This is a genomic window from Luteibacter sp. HA06, from assembly GCF_054061215.1.
Window position 1 is genome coordinate 2,562,793 of sequence record NZ_JBSSDZ010000001.1, and the last position, 16,772, is coordinate 2,579,564.

A 16,772-nucleotide genomic window follows, 5' to 3' on the forward strand; every position below is an offset into this window, starting at 1 on the left:
ATGAGGCGGTCGCAAGATTAGGCGGCAAGAACGCGCGGTGTCAACAGCATCTTGCGCATTGATAATTCGTAAGAAAATGCGTTTTTGACCGATGCGACTAGTGGGAGATTCCCGGCCACGTAACGGGCGCATCCCGAAAGGCTTTGGGCACGTCGCCACCACATCGGAAGTCGTCGACAACAGTGGCGTCATGATTCGGCTCGGATCCGCGTCCGACGAATCCACCTACCCATTCCTGATGTACGTTGAAAAGGCAGTCATCTCCGGCTTTGGGAAAAGCCTGCTGCTCGGAAAGGTAGATCATGAGTAGCTCTTGCCGCGTCGATGTTCTGTCCTCCACGACATCCAGACTCATCCATATTTTCAGGATGCCGGATCCGGCTACCGGGACGTCTGAAACCTTGAGTACGTGGGCATGGATGGGTATCGCGTATGCGCAGGCTGGAAGGCTCGCAAGACACAGGGCGAGCATGACCATAAAACGGCTGAAAGTACGCATGGGAATCGCCTGTCATCAAGGTCAATGTGGTCGGTAAGGGGCCAGCTCCATGAGCCTCGCTAAGGCTTTCCAACGCATGCGTTCGGTAACCCTGTCCAATCCCCCTCGCCCGCCATCCCCGATAGTGGCAGCACCACTATCCGGAGACGCCACATGTCTGACTCATTTGATTCATCCCTGTCAAACCCCATGTCGCGCCGCAGGTTCGTCGCCACGGCCGGGATCGCCGCAGGCTCGCTCGTTGCCGGTACCGCCATGGCCGCCGAAGGCGCCGTGACCAAGGCTTCGGCCGCTGCGAAACCGGCTTCCGGCAAGCGACACGCCGAATCGGCGCTATTCACGACCAAGGACGGCGTCGAGCTTTTTTACAAGGACTGGGGTACGGGTCAGCCAATCTTCTTCCACCATGGCTGGCCGCTGTCGTCCGACGACTGGGACGCGCAGATGGTGTTCTTCCTGGCGAAGGGCTTCCGCGTCATTGCCTACGACCGTCGCGGACACGGCCGTTCGACCCAGACGATCACCGGCAACGACATGGACACCTATGCGTCTGACGTTGCCGAGCTGGTCCGTCACCTCGACTTGAAGGATGCGATCCACATTGGTCATTCGACCGGCGGTGGTGAAGTTGCCCGTTATGTTGCGCAGCACGGCGAAGGTCGCGTGGCAAAGGCCATCCTCGTCAGCGCCGTTCCGCCGGTGATGGTCAAGTCCGCATCCAATCCTGGTGGACTCGACATCTCGGTATTCGACGACCTGCGGGCCAAGCTTGCCGCCAATCGCGCGCAGTTCTACCGGGAGGTTCCGATGCCGTTCTACGGCTTCAATCGTCCCGGTGTGAAGCCTATCGAAGGCACGGTCAACAACTGGTGGCGTCAGGGCATGAGCGGCGGCGTCCAGGCGCACTACGACTGCATCAAGGCGTTTTCAGAGACTGACTTCACTGACGACCTCAAGAAGTTCAAGGTACCGACGCTCGTCATGCACGGTGACGACGACCAGATTGTTCCGTACAAGGACGCCGCCCTTCTGTCTTCGAAGCTCATTCCGGGGGCGCAGCTGAAGATCTACAAGGGTTACCCGCACGGGATGCTGACGATCCACGCTGAAGAGCTCAATGACGACATCCTCGCCTTCATCAAGGCCTGAGGCGGCTATAGGCGGATTCGCGGCACGCCATACACCCGCCGCGGTTCCCGCTGATGTCATCGCCCTTATCGTACGCACCAAAACGGGCCGTCATCCGGCCTTCCCATCGGCTGCCGTATAAACGGCGTTTTCGTGCCGGGAATCATCATGCCGAACGCCAAACCGCTCGCTGTGGTCATCGAACCCCGCTCCGGCCTGGCTGGGACCCTTGCCGAAGCGCTCCATGCGAAGGGTTTCGAGGTCATGGTGGCTTCTACCCATGCAGGCGCCGCGAACCTGGTGGTGGCCCAGGCAAGGGTCGACTTTCTGATCGCAGCGGTTCCTGCTCCCGGAGAAGACCGGTCAGGGGCCTACCTTGAAGTGGCTCGAGCCCAAAATCCTGACCTCGCGGTGGTCATTATGCTGTCGGATCCCAACGAAAAAATCGATGGCGCGCCAGCCGCTGCGGTCCGCCTCGTCAAGCCGTTCGACCGGACGCAACTTGAGGCTGCCATCTTGGAAGCCATGCAGGCGCGCTGAGCAACGGAGTCAACGCCTGCTCAGCATCATGCCCAAGACAAGCGAAAGCGGCGCAAAAACCAGCATGGTCGCCATCGACAGATAGTGTGACGTCTCGCCATAACCGGAGAGTCCGCCCAGGCAGAAGAAGCCAAAAACGGTAATGGACGTAAGAAAGACCATCACGTAACGCTTCTGAACGCTATCGGGGAAAAGCCACGCGAGCGTCCTCGGCTGAAACCTCAGAAAAAACCAGAGAAGAGCCACCAGGTAAGGCAACCCCACGAATAGCAGAACCTGCATCGGTGTCCAGCCAAAGCCCATTTCCACGGTATGCATATCCGCGTGCGACGTGAACACACGCAGTGGCACATAGGACAGCAGGTTACCGACGCTCATGGTCGCCACCCAGTAGCCGAAGCAACCCAGGACGATCGCCCTTCGCCTTTTGGCGATCGCGACGACTCCCAGGCCGATGCCAAGACTCACGATCAGGTTGCCCAGCGCCGTGCCGGCCAGGGCGATCAGGCCAGCGTCGATAGCGTGCCCACTGTCGAAGACAGGTTGATAATCGACGTTTTCGTCGATCTCCTGGTGCAGCACGAGGTTCATCGGTGACGCGGTACCCCAGTCAAGATCGAAGGGGTTGCTCTTCCACCCGAGGGCTTGGGCCGAGAATGTGTGGGCGAACTCGTGACTGAAGAAGGCCACTGAGTGAGCAAACAGCCAGACCAATACGGTGATCAGCAGAAACGTCGTCCATCGGCGGGCCATCTACGCATCCACAAAGCTGTGATTTCGGTACGTTTACCATACTTCGAATCCACCGGAGTACTCGAACATGACAGCCCCCGGACCGATGCTCTCGCGCACCTTCAGCTCGCCTCGCCATACGACGCATTATGTCGAGTGTGGGCCGGCCGAGGGGCCGCTCATCATTTTCCTTCACGGCTGGCCGAGCATCGGGTTGATGTGGCGCGCTCATATGGAGGCCTTCGCCGCCGACGGCTGGCACTGTGTCGCTCCCGACCTGCGCGGCTACGGCGGCTCGTCAGCGCCCGCACGCAACGACGCCTACACCACTGAGGAAGTCGTTGCAGACATGGTCGAGCTCCATGACCAGCTTGGTGGCGAGCCGGCGATCTGGGTTGGCCACGACTGGGGCAGTGTCGTGGCCGGTGCGTTGGCTTCGCACGAGCCAGAACGCGTTCGTGGTGCGGTACTGACCTCCGTGGCTTATTTTCCCGACGCTAACGCCCTGCCCACGCTCGTACCGATGGTCGACCGGACGATTTACCCGGTCGACGAGTATCCGGATGGGCAATGGGATTATTACCGCTACTACACGACGCACTTCGAAGCGGCCGTCGACGACCTCGATGCGGATCTCGCGGCGAGCCTCGCGTCGATCTACCGACCCGGTGACCCCGATGCCATCGGCAAGGTCTGGCCAACCGCGGTGGTCACGCGCAACGGAGGGCGCTTCGGTGCCGCACACCGCGCTCCGCCCACGCAACCTGACCCGGCTCTCTGGCCGCCAGCGGACTTCGACGTACTGGTGCAGTCCTTCCAGACACATGGCTTCCGTCCACCCAGCGCGTGGTACATGAACGATGAGGCGAACATCGCCTATGCTCACAAGGCACCCCACGGTGGCCACCTCTCGCTGCCGGTGCTGTTCGTCAATGGCGACTGGGATGGCATTTGCAGCATCAACGGAAACCACATGGGCGACGCGATGCGGAAAGCTTGCTCAGACCTGACCGTGACAAACCTGCCCGCTGGTCATTGGCTGCCGCTGGAGCGCAAGGAAGAGCACATCGAGGCTATCCGCGAGTGGCTCACAGCTCGGCGACAGAAGGAAGCCCGGGGATAACGGACACTGTTTATGGATGTTTCAAACAGCCTCCGGTGCCAGACGTGAAGTAGAGGGAGCAGCGCATCGGTGATTTGAGGTTGCGATCGAAGGATCGCTACGTAACGGCTCCTACTGAGGAACGTATCGACCAAAAATTAGCAGGAAGGCGATGATGAATCGCTGTCGCCGCAATGGCTGCATGGCCGACCGCCACGCTGATCTGGTTGAGGCCTGCGACGACGTCTCCCGCCGCGAACAACCCCGCTAAGTTCGTTTCCATCGAATCATCAACGATAAGTTTTCCGGCTGCGTCGGTTTGCACATCGAGGCCGGCTAGCGGCCCGGTGCCGGCATCGCATCCCATGACGGGGTAGATCGTATCAAACCGATGAATCCGGCCGTCGGCGGTTTCCGCCGCACAGCCCTCGCTGGAAAAGGTCAGCGAGCGCACTCCGTGATGCAGCGCGACACCCATCGCTTGCGCGAGACCACGGTCCGCTACGGAGGGCGCGCCATCGTCACGACTCAGGACGGAAACGCGCCCGGAGAAGGTTCGCAGAAACCGGGCATGACGGAGGCCCTCCGGCACAGGCGCGTAAACACCGATCGCCTCGTCGCGGGCTTCATACCCGTCGCACACGGCGCAAAGTCGCAAGGCGCCGGAAGCAATCGCGTCATCAATCCCGATGGCCTCTGGTAGCCGGTCCTTGATGCCGGTGCTAATCAGAACGGTGCGAGCCGTAACAGCGAAATCTGCCGCATTGACGACGAAGAGCCCGTTTGACCGACTTATATCCGTAACCGTGCCCGCCTTGAACGGGACCTCGTGTTGCTCGGCTTGTTTACGGAACTGCCCCAGCAGCTCTCGACCGCCGACCCCGAACGGGAAGCCCGGACAGTTGTGACTAATGGGAATCCATCGGGCCCGGGACTCTCCCGCATCAATGACGAGAACGCGGCGACGGTAGCGTGCAAGGTAAGTAGCAGCCGTAAGCCCGGCAGGACCCGCGCCTATCACGACACAGTCGTAGGGCTGAGCGATCTGAGTTCCCGCGACCTGGCGCCTCATTGCCCTGCGCACAACAGCATTCATGTCTGCTCCCTCCGAGGCGGGCGGCATCTTGCCGGGGAATAAATCAAAGCGGCAGCTAACGCGTGTGAATTCGTCTCGACAAACCGTCGGGCGACCATACCGACTGGTTTCTGCCCGATCCGAAGCGATGCCTGACGACACGCGCCCCACACAGCGCGCTCACAGGTCGCAAGACAAGGTGCACCCGCAATTCGCACACCTCAGGGAAAAACCATGAACACCATACGCACCGAAACCGGCTTTGACAGGCCGGTCCATACCGATATCGCAGGGCGGGAATCGCCGTTCTTCCGTCGCATCTCCTGGGGGTCCATTTTCGCGGGCGTCATCATGGCGATCGTCATCCAGCTTGTTCTCAGCCTTATCGGCGCGGGAATCGGCTTCACCACCGCCGACCCCGTCGCTCATGACTCGCCGGATGCCTCGAGCATCGGCATCGGGGCCGCTGTCTGGTGGGCTGTCAGCAGCGTGCTGGCACTGTTCACGGGTGGCTGGGTAGCTGGCCACCTGGCGGGCGCACCGGGCCGCACGGACGCCATGCTCCACGGCCTCGTGGCGTGGGGCCTGGCCAGCCTGCTGGGCGCTTACCTGGTCGCCTCGGCGCTGACCTCGATCGTCAAGGGTGGCGCCACCGCCGCAGGCGCTGCCGCTACTGCCGCAGGGACGGGTATTGCCGCCGCCGCAGGACCCATGGCCGATGCTGCAAAGAAGCAGCTGCAGGACAGCGGCATCACGATGGACTCGCTGAAGGGCCAGGCCCAGCAGTTGATGGCGCAGACCGGGAAGCCGGCCCTGCAGCCCGACGCCGTCAAGCAGCAAGCCAACAGTGCGGCCAATCAGCTCAACAATGCCGCGCAGAACCAGGGCAACGGCGACACCGGAGAAGATGTGCAGGCCGTGGCCCAGCGCATCATCGCGTCGGGCAACGACACCGTGCAGCAGGCCGATAAGCAGGCTCTGGTCAATGTCGTCGTTGCGCGCACCGGCGTTTCCCAGCAGGAAGCTGAGCAGCGTGTGGATACGTGGATCACGCAGTACCAGCAGACCAAGGCGAAGATCGCCCAGGCCAAGGCTGACGCCGAAGTGAAAGCCCGCGAGGCCGCCGACGCTGCCGCGAAGGCTGCCGCAAAAGCCGCGTTGGGCAGCGCCATTGCCTTGATTCTCGGTGCGATGGCCGCGGCGCTTGGCGGCGCACTTGCGGGTCGCCGGTATGTCGTTGTGGTGGATGACCGATCGGTCCCGACCCGTCGGGTATGACCGTTCCCAGGAGCGCATGGATGCGCTCCTGATGCTTGACCGCTTGTTTTACTTGATTCCTTTGAACTAATCGTGGGGGACTGCACCATGACAAAGGCAGTGACTATCTACGTTTCACCGCCAGCGACAAATCGAGCACCCTGGCGAGTCGTCACGCACGACAGACCCGGGCGTGAATTCGAGACCGAAGCCGAGGCGATGGCAGCTGCGACCCAGTACGCGCGCATGAGTGAGGCGGCTGGCGGGACGGCGATAGTCAAGGTCGAGAGCCAGGATGGCTCGTGGGGCGTGCAAAAAAAACGGTGAGCGAATCCCGCTCACCGTACGGCTATCGGCATCAACGCCGGGGGCACCCAAACGCTCGTCAGGCCTTCTCGGCGACTTTCTGCTTGCCTACCTGCTCAGATAGCAGGGTCAACTTTTCGTCTGCTGCTTTTTCCTCCTTGAGCGTCGCAAGGAGAAGCGGCACGGCCTTCATGTAACCGAGCTGCTTGGCGAGGGCTGCGAGGGTGCCGTAGGAGGCAATCTCGTAATGCTCGACCTTGTTCCCTCCGCCGATGAGGGCGACGTCGCGCAGTGGGCCCTTCTCGATTTCGTCGATCACTTCCTTGCCCTCTTCCACGAGCCCTTCCATCGCTGCGCACTTCATCCGTTTGAGCTTGATGCCGAGCACTTCGACGATCTCGTCAATTCTCTCGACCTGGCCCTGCGTCTCTTCGAGGTGCGATGTGAACGCCTCTGCCAGTGCGGGCGACGACGATGCGCGTGCGAGTTTTGGCAGTGCTTTGGTTAGCTGTTTCTCAGCGCTGTAGATGTCTGAAAGCTCATGAATAAAGAGCTCTTCGAGAGTAGTGACTGACATACCGTTTCTCCATCAGGGAGCCACAACGTTGGCCCTCACACGGACGCGGCCGTGGCAACACCAGGTGAGGAAGCCGTCACCCCTGTTCATTGACGACTCGTTGCCAACCCGGGCGTGTGCCTTTGACGAAAGTCGCGGTGCCCTCACGCGCGCCGCCCCCTTTGAACACGCGCCGACATCAAGGATGGCCACTCCCGCCAGCCTACCCCCAGGTGCCAGCACATGTTCAGTCACAACAAGCGACTCCAGTACACCGTACGTGTTTCCGAGACCAATCCCGGCCTTGCCAACCTGCTACTCGAGCAATTTGGCGGACCGCAAGGCGAGCTCGCGGCGGCGATGCGCTACTTCACGCAAGCGCTGGCCGAAGAGGACATGGGCCGCAAGGACATGCTGCTCGACATCGCCACGGAAGAACTCAGCCACCTGGAAGTCATCGGATCCCTCGTTGCGATGCTCAACCGCGGTGCCAAGGGTCGTCTGGCCGAGGCGGTCGATTCAGAAGCGGACCTGTTCCGCTCATTGCAGGGTGCCGGCAACGACTCGCACGTGACGCAAGTACTGTTCGGCGGCGGCCCTGCTCTGATCAACTCGGCAGGCGTGCCTTTCAGCGGCGCTTATGTCGACTCGATCGGCGAGCCGACGGCAGACCTCCGTTCGAACATCGCCGCGGAGGCCAGGGCAAAAATCGTCTACGAGCGGCTTATCAACGTGACGGAGGATGTCGGCGTCAAAGACGCCCTGACGTTCCTGATGACACGCGAAATCGCGCACCAGAAGTCTTTCGAGAAAGCGCTTTACTCGATGGACAAGAGTTTCCCGCCAGGCAAGCTGCCGGGTGATCCACGCTTTACCAACCTTTATGTCAACACGTCGCCGGGCGAAGGCGACATGCGAGGTCCGTGGAACAGCGGCGAGCAATGGCAGGTCATGGTGCCGTCGGACGAGAACACGCCACTGGATGACGGTGACGGCACGGCGTCGGTCGCACTCGCCAGCGACGATGAGGCAGTAGTCGGCCTGTTCGCGACGCGCGGCGCCTCTGACCCCTCGCGCGACCCTGTCACCGGCGCTGACCTCGGCGTTTTGAAGCAAGAACCCAAGGGTTAAGCGGCGGGCGCCATGCCTCTACCGACTATGTGAAGACGCGGTGGAGAGCCCGGAGCCGATACCCGAGCCGGGTGTTAAACTCCACCGCATGTTCATCCCCACCACTCGGTTCCCTCAGAGCATTCCGGAGTCGGTGGATGCCATCACGCGCATCAGCATCGTCCCGAAAGTGCTGGAGACCGTATGCCGGATCACCGGCATGCGCTTCGCGGCGATAGCCCGGGTCACGGATGAGCGTTGGGCCGCCTGTGCTGTCCTGGATAAGCTCGACTTTGGCCTGAAACCGGGCGCTGAGCTGATGCTCGACACGACCATTTGCGACGAGATCCGGGTGCACCATCAGCCAGTGATCTTCGGGCACGCCAGCCGTCATCCGGTGTATTCCACGCATCACACGCCACGTATTTACGGGCTCGAGAGCTACGTCTCGGTGCCGATCATCACAGAAGACGGCGCGTTCTTTGGGTCCCTGTGTGCGATCGATTCGGAGCCCCGGGATTTCGACGAAGGTACGGTGGTGGATACCCTCACCCTGTTCGCCTCGCTACTGGCCTCTCACCTCAGTTTCGAAGCCCGCGCCCTGGACGCCGAATCCGCGCTCAAGGCCGAACTGGACACAGGCGTTCTCCGCGAACAGTTCCTGGCGGTAGTCGGCCACGACCTGCGCAGTCCCCTGCAGGGCGCAAGACTGATCGCCGAGCAGCTGGGCGATCTCCAGGAAACGGAACGTGGCCAACGTCTCGTCGAGCACCTCTCGCGCAGCGTCACGCGTATGTCGGGGCTGATCGACGACGTCATGGACTTTGCCCGTGGTCGGTTGGGCGGAGGGCTGCCCGTCGCACTCGCTGACCGGGATGACCTTGCCCGGGTCGTCCAGGAAACGGTGGACGAAGTGGCTGCCGGACAGCCGCACTGCAAAATCGTGTGCCGAATGGACCTCACACAACGGGTCCGGTTCGACAGCAAGCGTCTGCGACAGCTACTGGCGAATCTGGTCAACAACGCCGTCGTCCATGGCGACCCCACCGAAGCGATCGAGGTGGACGCCGAAGCCAATGGCGCGGGGGTCGAAATCCGGGTCACCAACCAGGGCGAACCCATCCCGCCCCACATCATCGGACGGCTCTTCGAGCCCTTTGTCCGCCCGAACAGTGAAAACCCGCGGCCAGGTCTCGGCCTTGGGCTCTACATTGCCTCGGAGATTGCTAAGGGCCACGGCGGGTCGCTCTCGGTGACGTCGAGCCGGGAAGCCGGGACCACCTTCATGCTCCGGCTGCCGCACATCGCTCAGTAGTTCCACGTGGTCGCGCGAGTCCTGTAATCCACTTCACGGGCCGCCGACGGCGCGGTCGATAGCGTTTGGTTGATTGCGCTTTTCGCCGAGGGGAGATGGCTCAGATATTCCACCCGCGCTCGGGCCTCTACGCGAAGCTGGCACTGATCGTTGCGATCGTCCTTGCCATCGCAGCGGTCGCCGTGTGGCGTACCGTCACCGCCGAGCCCGACAGCCAGAATGAAGCGGTGGAGCAGCCCGTGCCCTTCAGTCACAAACATCATGTTGGTGAGGTTGGCCTCGACTGCCGCTATTGCCACACGACCGTAGAGACCGATGCCTTCGCTGGCATGCCCCCCGTCTCGACCTGCCTGACCTGCCACTCGCAACTTTTTACGGACCAGCCAGCGCTTGCTCCGCTCATGGAAAGCTGGAAAACCGGCGTGCCGCTGCACTGGAAGCGCGTCAACCAGCTTCCCGATTTCGTCTACTTCGACCATTCCATCCACGTCGCCAAGGGTGTGGGATGCGAGTCTTGTCACGGACAGGTCGACCGCATGCCGCTCATGCGCCGCGTTGCACCGTTAAGCATGAAATGGTGCCTGGCGTGCCATCGCCATCCGGAGCAGTTCGTCCGACCTCGCGAGCAGGTCTTTGCCATGACCGAGCGCTCGCCTGACGACAACACGCTCGGCATGCACCTGGTCGAGGCATACGGCATCGACAGGCAACGTCTCACCGATTGCTCGGTCTGCCACCGATGACTGGCCTCGACACACTGCGCGCGTCGTTGCCGCCTTCGCATTCGCCACGCTTCTGGCGCGCGCTGGACGAACTTGTCGATGACCCCGCACGTCGGGCACTTGCCATCGCCGCGTGGCCCGCACTTGCCGAGATGGAGCCGTCGATGGACCGACGTGGCTTTCTCCGCCTGCTTGCGGCATCACTGGCCTTCGCCGGGCTGGCAGGCTGCTCCGGACCACCGCCGGACCATATCGTTCCCGAAGTGGGCGCGCGCGCACGGCAGAGCGCGTCGCGGGCACGCTACGCGACGGCACTCGACACAGGGGGCGATGTGGTCGGCGTCCTCGTCGATTTGCGGGATGGACGTCCGATCAAGGTCGACGGCAACCCGCGGCACCCAGCATCGCCCGGCGGGAGCGATGCCCGTATGCAGGCGGCCATCCTCGACCTGTGGGACCCTGCCCGATCAAACGCACCGCGGCACGCCGGCGTCCCTTCCAGTTGGGCCGGGTTCGAGACCGAAGCCGACGACATTCGAGTGCGCCATGCGAACGGCGGTGAAGGCCTGCGCGTGTTGTCCAACACACTTCGTTCGCCGACGTTAGCCCGTCAGCGTGACGCCGTGCTGACTCGCTACCCGAAGGCGCGCTGGCATAGCCATGAGCCGGCCGCTGGCACGGCGATGCCCCTGCTGCCGGACTTCAGGCAAGCCGACGTCATCGTCGTCTTCGACGCCGATCCCCTGGGCACCCTGCCCGGCCACGTCCGCCATGCGCGCGACTACGCCGCACGGCGTTCGGATGCGTCGACGATGAGCCGCCTCTATGCCATCGAACCCACGCCCTCCCTCACCGGTCGCAACGCCGACCACACGTGGCCGGTCGAAGCCCGGGATATCCCCGCCATCGTCGAATCCCTCGCAGCAGCGCTGGGTTGCGCCGCCCCGCACGGGAACGCCCCTGGAGGTACCTTTCCGTCAAAGGGCCGGATAGACATCATGGCGGCTGATCTTCTGGCTCACTCCGGCCGCTCCATGGTCCTCGCTGGCCCGTGGCTACCGTCTTCCGCCCATGCGACCGTCCGCGCGATCAACGAGCGCCTGGGCAATCTCGGTCATACGGTCCATGAAACGGCGGCAACCATCACAGCGACAGACGAGTTCACGGACCTGATCGCAGACATGCACGCAGGCCACGTGGACACGCTCGTCATCCTCGAGAGCAATCCGGCTTACACCGCCGCGGCGGGCCTCCGCTTTGCCGACGCCATGCGACGCGTCCGAAAAACCGTTCACCTCGGCCGGTATCGCGACGAGACTGCAACGCTCGCGCAATGGCACCTGCCCGCGTTGCATCCATTCGAGACGTGGTCGGATCTCATCGCGAGCGATGGCACGGCGAGCATCGTGCAGCCCGTACTCAGGCCGCTGGCGGATGCACGCTCTGCCCACGACGTGGTCGATCTTCTTCTGGGCGGCGGCGGCGGCGGCGACGAACCACGCGCGCGTGTCCGGGCGACGTGGCCCTCGCTGGCCGACGACGAGATGTGGAACGAGGCGCTGCGTAGCGGCGTCATCACGGATCCGGGCCCGACAACAGCCCGCGCTGCCGGAACGCGCACTCCAGACGCACTCCCCGCTATTCCCGAAGCGAAACGCTCCGGGGAGGAACTCGAGGTCGTTTTTCGTCCCGATGAGAACCTGTGGGACGGGCGTCACGCCAACAACGGATGGCTTCAGGAACTGCCCCGCGCCGTGACCTCGCTCACCTGGGGCAACGCCGTGCTGATATCGCCTGCCCTCGCCGCGTCGCGCGGGCTCGCGGACGGTGATGTCGCACGTCTCACCGTCGATGGACGTTTCATTAACGCTCCCGTGCTTGCGGTGCCAGGGCAAGCAACGCATACGGTGACGGTCACGCTCGGTTATGGGCTCCGCACCGGCCTGGCCAAAGGCCTCGGTTACGATGCGTACTCGCTCCTCGCCAGCAACAACACGTGGCGAGCCGATGGCGCCACCCTGGTGCCAACGGGCACCCGCGAGTCGCTCGCGTCAACCCAGTTGCAGCAGGACATGGGCCGTCGCGACATCATCCGCACCGGTACGCCAGCCCATCCTCCCGAAGCTGGCAGCGCGCCGCCGCCACCGAGCTTCTACGCCGACCAGCCGGCGGGTGAGTACAGTTGGGGAATGAGCATCGACCTCAACGCCTGCGTCGGATGCAATGCCTGCACTGTCGCCTGCCAGGCCGAGAACAACATCCCCGTCGTTGGGAAGGAGGAAGTCGCTCGAGGCCGGCGGATGCACTGGATTCGGGTGGACCGCTACCACCACGGGGATGCCGCCGCGCCCAGTACGTTCCACCAGCCGGTTCCCTGCATGCATTGCGAACATGCTCCCTGCGAGGTGGTGTGCCCCGTCGAGGCCACCGTGCACGACAGCGAAGGCCTGAACCTGCAGGTCTACAACCGCTGCATCGGTACCCGCTTCTGCTCGAACAACTGTCCGTACAAGGTGCGGCGTTTCAATTTCCTGCAATACGCGGACTTCGCAAGCGAAAGCCTGAAGGCCATGCGCAATCCGGAAGTCACGGTGCGGCAGAGGGGCGTCATGGAAAAGTGCACCTACTGCGTGCAGCGCATCGAGCAGGCGCACATCGTGGCGGACCGGGAGATGAGGCACATCGCTGAGGGAGAAGTGACCACGGCATGTCAGGACGCCTGCCCTGCACGTGCGATCGTCTTCGGCAACCTGGCCGATGCGCACAGCGCAGCCTCCCTGGCGCAAGGGTCACCGCGACGCTATGTGCTGCTCGAAGAACTCAATACCCGCCCGAGAACGACCTACCTCGGGGCGCTGCGTAACCCCAACCCTGCGTGGGAGGGTGCATGACGCGACCGGGTAACGCGACCGATATCGTCATCGGCCTTGTCCTCGACAGGCCGGGCGGCAAGGCATGGAAAATCGCCGTCGTTATCGCGGCGTCCCTTACCGCGTTACTTATCGTTTCCGTGGTGGTCCTGCTGAAGCGCGGTGTCGGCATCTGGGGCATCAGCATGCCCGTCGCCTGGGGATTTGCCATCACCGATTATGTGTGGTGGATCGGCATCGGCATGGCGGGCACCTTCATCTCGTCGGCCCTCTACCTGACTCGCCAGGACTGGCGTTCGCCGCTCAGCCGTTACGCCGAGGCCATGACGGTTTTCGCCCTGGCCGTCTCCGGCCTGTTCCCGGTGCTGCACCTGGGACGGCCCTGGTTTGCTTATTGGCTCGCCCCGTATCCGGATCGCATGGGCCTGTGGCCGCAATGGCGTAGCGCGCTGGTCTGGGACTTCTTTGCCATTGCCGCCTACGTCGTGGTTTCGATCGTGTACTTCTACACCGGCTTGATCCCCGACCTCGCCGCCGTGCGTGACCGCGCGACCACGCGTCGCAGGCAGGTCGTCTACGGCCTCCTTGCCATGGGCTGGACCGGAGACGCGCAGGAGTGGTCACGGCACGCCACGCTCACCCGGTGCCTTGCCGCGCTCGCCGTGCCGTTGGTGTTCTCCGTGCACAGCATGGTCGCCCTGGATTTTTCCGAGGGCCTCCTTCCGGGCTGGCACTCGACGATCTTCCCGCCTTTCTTCGTCGCCGGCGCCCTGCTCTCGGGTACCGCCATGGTTCTGGTCATCGGCATTCCCCTGCGCAAAGCGTATGCACTGGAAGGCCTCCTCACGGCGGACCACCTGGAGAAGGTCGCGAGGTTGCTGCTCGCCGTGGGTTGGGTCGTGACATACGGCTATGCCGCCGAAGTGTTCACGGCCTTTTACGGCGGTGATCCCGATGAAATCGCAATGGTACGCAACCGCATGACGGGTGCTTACGCATGGGTATTCTGGAGCACCATCGCGTGCAACAGCGTCGCTATTCAGGCCCTCTGGTGGAGAAAGGTACGCCTGAACCCGCTTGCGCTCATGGTGATCGCCCTGGTCGTACTCGCTGGGATGTGGCTGGAACGCTTCATGCTGATCGTGACCAGCCTGTACCGCGACTTCTTGCCATCCAGCTGGGGCATGTTTTATCCGACGTTCTGGGATTTTTCCTTCCTGGCGGGATCGGTCGGACTGTTCGCCCTGCTCTTCCTGCTGTTCGTTCGCGTGCTACCGATAATGCCTGTTGCGGAGTTGCGCAAACAGGCGGCATCCGGCGAGAGCGTGTCGCCATGAAGGTGCACGGTCGCCTCATGCAGTTCGCCGACACCGTAGCCTTGCTCGCTGCCGTAGACGACCTCCGCGAACGAGGCTACACGCGCCTGCAAGCGTTCACGCCCTATGAGATCGACGGGCTCGCAGGACGAATCGGCAGGGCACCGCGCCGGCTGCCGCTGACCATGGTTGTCGCGGGGCTGGCCGGAGGCGTCGCCACCCTAGCCATGGAGTACTACGCCGCCGTGGTTGACTACCCTATCAACGCCGGGGGCAGGCCCGCGGCAAGCTGGCCTGCCTTCGCGCCCGCCGCACTGGAAATGGCCATCCTCGCCGCAGTACTGGCCGGCTTCATCGGCTTTCTCTGGAAAAGTGGTCTTCCGGCTCTGTATCGGCCCGTGTTCAACGTGGACTGGTTCGACGTGGCCAGCCGCGACGGCTTCTTGCTGCTCATCCGCGCCGACGATCCGCAGTGGGAGCAACATCGGGCACTTGCCGACGCAGCGGCTCAGGAGCCCCTTCGCCATGCGGAGGTCGCCGCATGAAGCCCTACCGAGTCCTGGTCGCGTGTGCGCTGGGCATAGCCGCCGGCGGCTGCGAGCGCGGCATGCACGACATGTACGACCAACCGCGTTACAAGCGCGGCGGCGAAGCCCCGCTTTTTACGGACGACGTCTCAACGCGAACCCCGCCCGACGGCGCCGTTGCCATCACAGACCCCGAGGCGCGTCCCGCACGTCAGGCACTCACGCTGGCGTTGCTGCAGCGAGGCCAGCAGCGGTACGCGATTTACTGCGCGCCGTGCCACGGCGCCGGCGGCGATGGTGACGGCATGGTCGTACGCAGGGGTTTTCCCGCACCGCCGAGCTACCACGATGCGCGTCTCCGGGCGTCCACCGACGAGCATCTCTATGACGTGATCACCCATGGTTGGGGCGTGATGTTTCCTTATGCGGACCGTGTGACGCCAGCGGACCGCCAGGCCATCATCGCTTACATCCGTGCGCTGCAATTCAGCCGCAATGCGCCGATCGATCGCCTCGAACCGGAAGACATCGCGCGACTTCACGCCGTACCGATGTCGCGGAGCCAGCCATGATCGCCCGTGCGTGGATCGTCGCGTGGCTTCTGCTGCTGGGCGCAAGCGCAGGGGCCATCGCATGGCAGGCTATCCACCGCCTGACCGGCGGTGCGTGGTACGAGCCCATCGCCCCCTCGATGCAGCGCATGCGCTCACTGCTTCCACTGGCGGCCATGATGGGCCTGCCCCTGCTTATTGGCGCCGCGCATGTCTTCCCGTGGATGCGCGAGCCCGTGGAGGCATCGCGCCACTGGTACCTGAACTATCCCTTCCTGACTGGCCGCGCGATGGGTTGCTTCCTCGCGTGGGCGGTTGGCTGGTGGCTGTCGCGACGCGCGCCCGCCGCAAGCCTGATCCTTTGGCTATTCACAGCCGGCGTCTTCGCCACTGACTGGATCGCCTCGCTGACGCCGGCATGGCGATCGTCGGCACTCGGCCTGGTGCTCGCCCTCGGCCAGTTGATCGTCGCCTTCGCGGTATCGGTAATCTCGAACGCCGACCGCGCCGATGACGGGACACGGAGGGACTTCGGATCACTGCTCATCGCGCTTTGCCTTGGATGGAGCTACCTCGTCGGGGTGGACTATCTCACCGCCTGGATGGCCGACCTGCCCTACGAAACCGCTTGGTATCTGCCGCGGACCGAAGGTCGCTGGGCCATGGTTGCCGTAGCGATGATCGTGCTGCACCTGCTCGTGCCGGTGGGCTTGCTGCTCGCCCGGGAAACACGCAGCCGGCCGGGCGTGCTGCGTGTCGCGGCGGCGTCGATGCTGTTCGGCCAGGCCTGTCACATTGCCTGGATGGTCGTGCCATGAGCCACGAGCCGCAGAACCTCGCCTCACGCACCCTGATCGTGGCCGGCAGCGTCCTGGCGGCCTTTGCGTTCATGGTGCTTGCCGTATGCATGTTGCTGGATCGGCAATGGATCGTGCCTGATGCAAACGTGGCGCACTACCCCGCGCAACCCCGACTCCAGGTAACGCCTTCCAACGATCTTGACACCTTCAGCAAGGAGCAAAGGAACACCGAAATATGGGGCTGGGTCGACGCTGATCACCGCGTAGCGCGCATTCCGGTAGCGAGGGCAATGCAACTGATGGCCAAGGAGAACGAACAGTGAGCCTGGGGACTTTTTGCGCCACGGTCGCTCTCCTCCTGTCCGC

At 63.3% G+C, this 16,772-nt stretch carries 17 protein-coding genes; 13 read left to right on the forward strand and 4 right to left on the reverse strand.

All coding sequences use genetic code 11. From position 1 onward, the window contains the following. Nucleotides 1–97: 97 nt before the first annotated feature. Complete coding sequence (locus tag ACVWWJ_RS11770; protein ID WP_456967965.1) at nucleotides 98–499, reverse strand: hypothetical protein; 402 nt, start codon at nucleotides 497–499, stop codon at nucleotides 98–100. Between the two features lie 189 nt (nucleotides 500–688). Here ACVWWJ_RS11770 and ACVWWJ_RS11775 point away from each other — a divergent pair, with 189 nt between their 5' ends. Both ACVWWJ_RS11775 and ACVWWJ_RS11780 read left to right on the forward strand, forming a co-directional pair. Continuing rightward, nucleotides 689–1,648, forward strand: a complete 960-nt coding sequence (locus tag ACVWWJ_RS11775) for an alpha/beta fold hydrolase (RefSeq protein ID WP_456969699.1) — start codon at nucleotides 689–691, stop codon at nucleotides 1,646–1,648. A gap of 147 nt (nucleotides 1,649–1,795) precedes the next feature. After that, nucleotides 1,796–2,167 (forward strand): response regulator transcription factor, encoded by a 372-nt coding sequence (locus ACVWWJ_RS11780; protein ID WP_159891838.1) that lies wholly within the window; start codon nucleotides 1,796–1,798, stop codon nucleotides 2,165–2,167. Between the two features lie 9 nt (nucleotides 2,168–2,176). Here the strand turns inward: ACVWWJ_RS11780 and ACVWWJ_RS11785 are convergent, their stop codons facing one another. After that, the gene (locus tag ACVWWJ_RS11785) at nucleotides 2,177–2,920 is read right to left on the reverse strand and encodes a hypothetical protein (RefSeq protein WP_456967967.1); all 744 of its coding nucleotides are present in this window, start codon (nucleotides 2,918–2,920) and stop codon (nucleotides 2,177–2,179) included. Between the two features lie 67 nt (nucleotides 2,921–2,987). Here ACVWWJ_RS11785 and ACVWWJ_RS11790 point away from each other — a divergent pair, with 67 nt between their 5' ends. Next, nucleotides 2,988–4,022, forward strand: coding sequence for an alpha/beta fold hydrolase (locus ACVWWJ_RS11790; protein WP_456967968.1), 1,035 nt, complete (start codon nucleotides 2,988–2,990; stop codon nucleotides 4,020–4,022). 97 nt (nucleotides 4,023–4,119) lie between these two features. Here ACVWWJ_RS11790 and ACVWWJ_RS11795 read toward each other — a convergent pair whose 3' ends face one another. Further along, complete coding sequence (locus tag ACVWWJ_RS11795; RefSeq protein ID WP_456967969.1) at nucleotides 4,120–5,097, reverse strand: NAD(P)/FAD-dependent oxidoreductase; 978 nt, start codon at nucleotides 5,095–5,097, stop codon at nucleotides 4,120–4,122. Between the two features lie 213 nt (nucleotides 5,098–5,310). Here ACVWWJ_RS11795 and ACVWWJ_RS11800 point away from each other — a divergent pair, with 213 nt between their 5' ends. After that, nucleotides 5,311–6,354, forward strand: a complete 1,044-nt coding sequence (locus tag ACVWWJ_RS11800) for a hypothetical protein (RefSeq protein WP_456967971.1) — start codon at nucleotides 5,311–5,313, stop codon at nucleotides 6,352–6,354. 364 nt (nucleotides 6,355–6,718) lie between these two features. Here ACVWWJ_RS11800 and ACVWWJ_RS11805 read toward each other — a convergent pair whose 3' ends face one another. Continuing rightward, nucleotides 6,719–7,216 (reverse strand): YciE/YciF ferroxidase family protein, encoded by a 498-nt coding sequence (locus ACVWWJ_RS11805; RefSeq protein WP_456967972.1) that lies wholly within the window; start codon nucleotides 7,214–7,216, stop codon nucleotides 6,719–6,721. A gap of 222 nt (nucleotides 7,217–7,438) precedes the next feature. On the opposite strand from ACVWWJ_RS11805, the gene ACVWWJ_RS11810 reads away from it, so the two are divergent. The 9 genes from ACVWWJ_RS11810 (at nucleotide 7,439) to ACVWWJ_RS11850 (ending at nucleotide 16,729) form a co-directional block, all read left to right on the forward strand. Beyond that, a complete protein-coding gene (locus ACVWWJ_RS11810; protein ID WP_456967974.1) occupies nucleotides 7,439–8,326 on the forward strand; it encodes a manganese catalase family protein in 888 nt (295 codons plus the stop codon). An 88-nt stretch (nucleotides 8,327–8,414) separates the two neighbouring features. Continuing rightward, nucleotides 8,415–9,620: a GAF domain-containing sensor histidine kinase gene (locus ACVWWJ_RS11815; protein ID WP_456967976.1), complete on the forward strand. Its 1,206-nt coding sequence runs from the start codon at nucleotides 8,415–8,417 to the stop codon at nucleotides 9,618–9,620. A gap of 95 nt (nucleotides 9,621–9,715) precedes the next feature. Continuing rightward, the gene (locus ACVWWJ_RS11820) at nucleotides 9,716–10,363 is read left to right on the forward strand and encodes a cytochrome c3 family protein (RefSeq protein WP_456967978.1); all 648 of its coding nucleotides are present in this window, start codon (nucleotides 9,716–9,718) and stop codon (nucleotides 10,361–10,363) included. Beyond that, nucleotides 10,360–13,233, forward strand: a complete 2,874-nt coding sequence (locus tag ACVWWJ_RS11825) for a TAT-variant-translocated molybdopterin oxidoreductase (protein WP_456967979.1) — start codon at nucleotides 10,360–10,362, stop codon at nucleotides 13,231–13,233. Before ACVWWJ_RS11820 ends, ACVWWJ_RS11825 begins: the two co-directional genes overlap by 4 nt. Then, nucleotides 13,230–14,549: an NrfD/PsrC family molybdoenzyme membrane anchor subunit gene (gene nrfD, locus ACVWWJ_RS11830; protein ID WP_456967980.1), complete on the forward strand. Its 1,320-nt coding sequence runs from the start codon at nucleotides 13,230–13,232 to the stop codon at nucleotides 14,547–14,549. The genes ACVWWJ_RS11825 and nrfD overlap by 4 nt, the downstream gene beginning before the upstream one ends. Further along, entirely contained in the window at nucleotides 14,546–15,073 is a 528-nt protein-coding gene (locus tag ACVWWJ_RS11835; protein ID WP_456967981.1) for a DUF3341 domain-containing protein, read from the forward strand. The genes nrfD and ACVWWJ_RS11835 overlap by 4 nt, the downstream gene beginning before the upstream one ends. Beyond that, nucleotides 15,070–15,627 (forward strand): c-type cytochrome, encoded by a 558-nt coding sequence (locus tag ACVWWJ_RS11840; RefSeq protein ID WP_456967983.1) that lies wholly within the window; start codon nucleotides 15,070–15,072, stop codon nucleotides 15,625–15,627. Before ACVWWJ_RS11835 ends, ACVWWJ_RS11840 begins: the two co-directional genes overlap by 4 nt. Further along, nucleotides 15,624–16,424, forward strand: coding sequence for a hypothetical protein (locus ACVWWJ_RS11845; protein ID WP_456967984.1), 801 nt, complete (start codon nucleotides 15,624–15,626; stop codon nucleotides 16,422–16,424). Before ACVWWJ_RS11840 ends, ACVWWJ_RS11845 begins: the two co-directional genes overlap by 4 nt. Continuing rightward, the gene (locus ACVWWJ_RS11850) at nucleotides 16,421–16,729 is read left to right on the forward strand and encodes a hypothetical protein (RefSeq protein ID WP_456967985.1); all 309 of its coding nucleotides are present in this window, start codon (nucleotides 16,421–16,423) and stop codon (nucleotides 16,727–16,729) included. The genes ACVWWJ_RS11845 and ACVWWJ_RS11850 overlap by 4 nt, the downstream gene beginning before the upstream one ends. Nucleotides 16,730–16,772 lie beyond the last annotated feature (43 nt).

What these genes read in the sequence shown, in the direction of transcription:
- ACVWWJ_RS11770 (WP_456967965.1), bottom strand. Translation starts at nt 499, where the DNA reads ATGCGTACTTTCAGCCGTTTTATGGTCATGCTCGCCCTGTGTCTTGCG.
- ACVWWJ_RS11775 (WP_456969699.1), top strand. Translation starts at nt 689, where the DNA reads ATGTCGCGCCGCAGGTTCGTCGCCACGGCCGGGATCGCCGCAGGCTCG.
- ACVWWJ_RS11780 (WP_159891838.1), top strand. Translation starts at nt 1,796, where the DNA reads ATGCCGAACGCCAAACCGCTCGCTGTGGTCATCGAACCCCGCTCCGGC.
- ACVWWJ_RS11785 (WP_456967967.1), bottom strand. Translation starts at nt 2,920, where the DNA reads ATGGCCCGCCGATGGACGACGTTTCTGCTGATCACCGTATTGGTCTGG.
- ACVWWJ_RS11790 (WP_456967968.1), top strand. Translation starts at nt 2,988, where the DNA reads ATGACAGCCCCCGGACCGATGCTCTCGCGCACCTTCAGCTCGCCTCGC.
- ACVWWJ_RS11795 (WP_456967969.1), bottom strand. Translation starts at nt 5,097, where the DNA reads ATGAATGCTGTTGTGCGCAGGGCAATGAGGCGCCAGGTCGCGGGAACT.
- ACVWWJ_RS11800 (WP_456967971.1), top strand. Translation starts at nt 5,311, where the DNA reads ATGAACACCATACGCACCGAAACCGGCTTTGACAGGCCGGTCCATACC.
- ACVWWJ_RS11805 (WP_456967972.1), bottom strand. Translation starts at nt 7,216, where the DNA reads ATGTCAGTCACTACTCTCGAAGAGCTCTTTATTCATGAGCTTTCAGAC.
- ACVWWJ_RS11810 (WP_456967974.1), top strand. Translation starts at nt 7,439, where the DNA reads ATGTTCAGTCACAACAAGCGACTCCAGTACACCGTACGTGTTTCCGAG.
- ACVWWJ_RS11815 (WP_456967976.1), top strand. Translation starts at nt 8,415, where the DNA reads ATGTTCATCCCCACCACTCGGTTCCCTCAGAGCATTCCGGAGTCGGTG.
- ACVWWJ_RS11820 (WP_456967978.1), top strand. Translation starts at nt 9,716, where the DNA reads ATGGCTCAGATATTCCACCCGCGCTCGGGCCTCTACGCGAAGCTGGCA.
- ACVWWJ_RS11825 (WP_456967979.1), top strand. Translation starts at nt 10,360, where the DNA reads ATGACTGGCCTCGACACACTGCGCGCGTCGTTGCCGCCTTCGCATTCG.
- nrfD (WP_456967980.1), top strand. Translation starts at nt 13,230, where the DNA reads ATGACGCGACCGGGTAACGCGACCGATATCGTCATCGGCCTTGTCCTC.
- ACVWWJ_RS11835 (WP_456967981.1), top strand. Translation starts at nt 14,546, where the DNA reads ATGAAGGTGCACGGTCGCCTCATGCAGTTCGCCGACACCGTAGCCTTG.
- ACVWWJ_RS11840 (WP_456967983.1), top strand. Translation starts at nt 15,070, where the DNA reads ATGAAGCCCTACCGAGTCCTGGTCGCGTGTGCGCTGGGCATAGCCGCC.
- ACVWWJ_RS11845 (WP_456967984.1), top strand. Translation starts at nt 15,624, where the DNA reads ATGATCGCCCGTGCGTGGATCGTCGCGTGGCTTCTGCTGCTGGGCGCA.
- ACVWWJ_RS11850 (WP_456967985.1), top strand. Translation starts at nt 16,421, where the DNA reads ATGAGCCACGAGCCGCAGAACCTCGCCTCACGCACCCTGATCGTGGCC.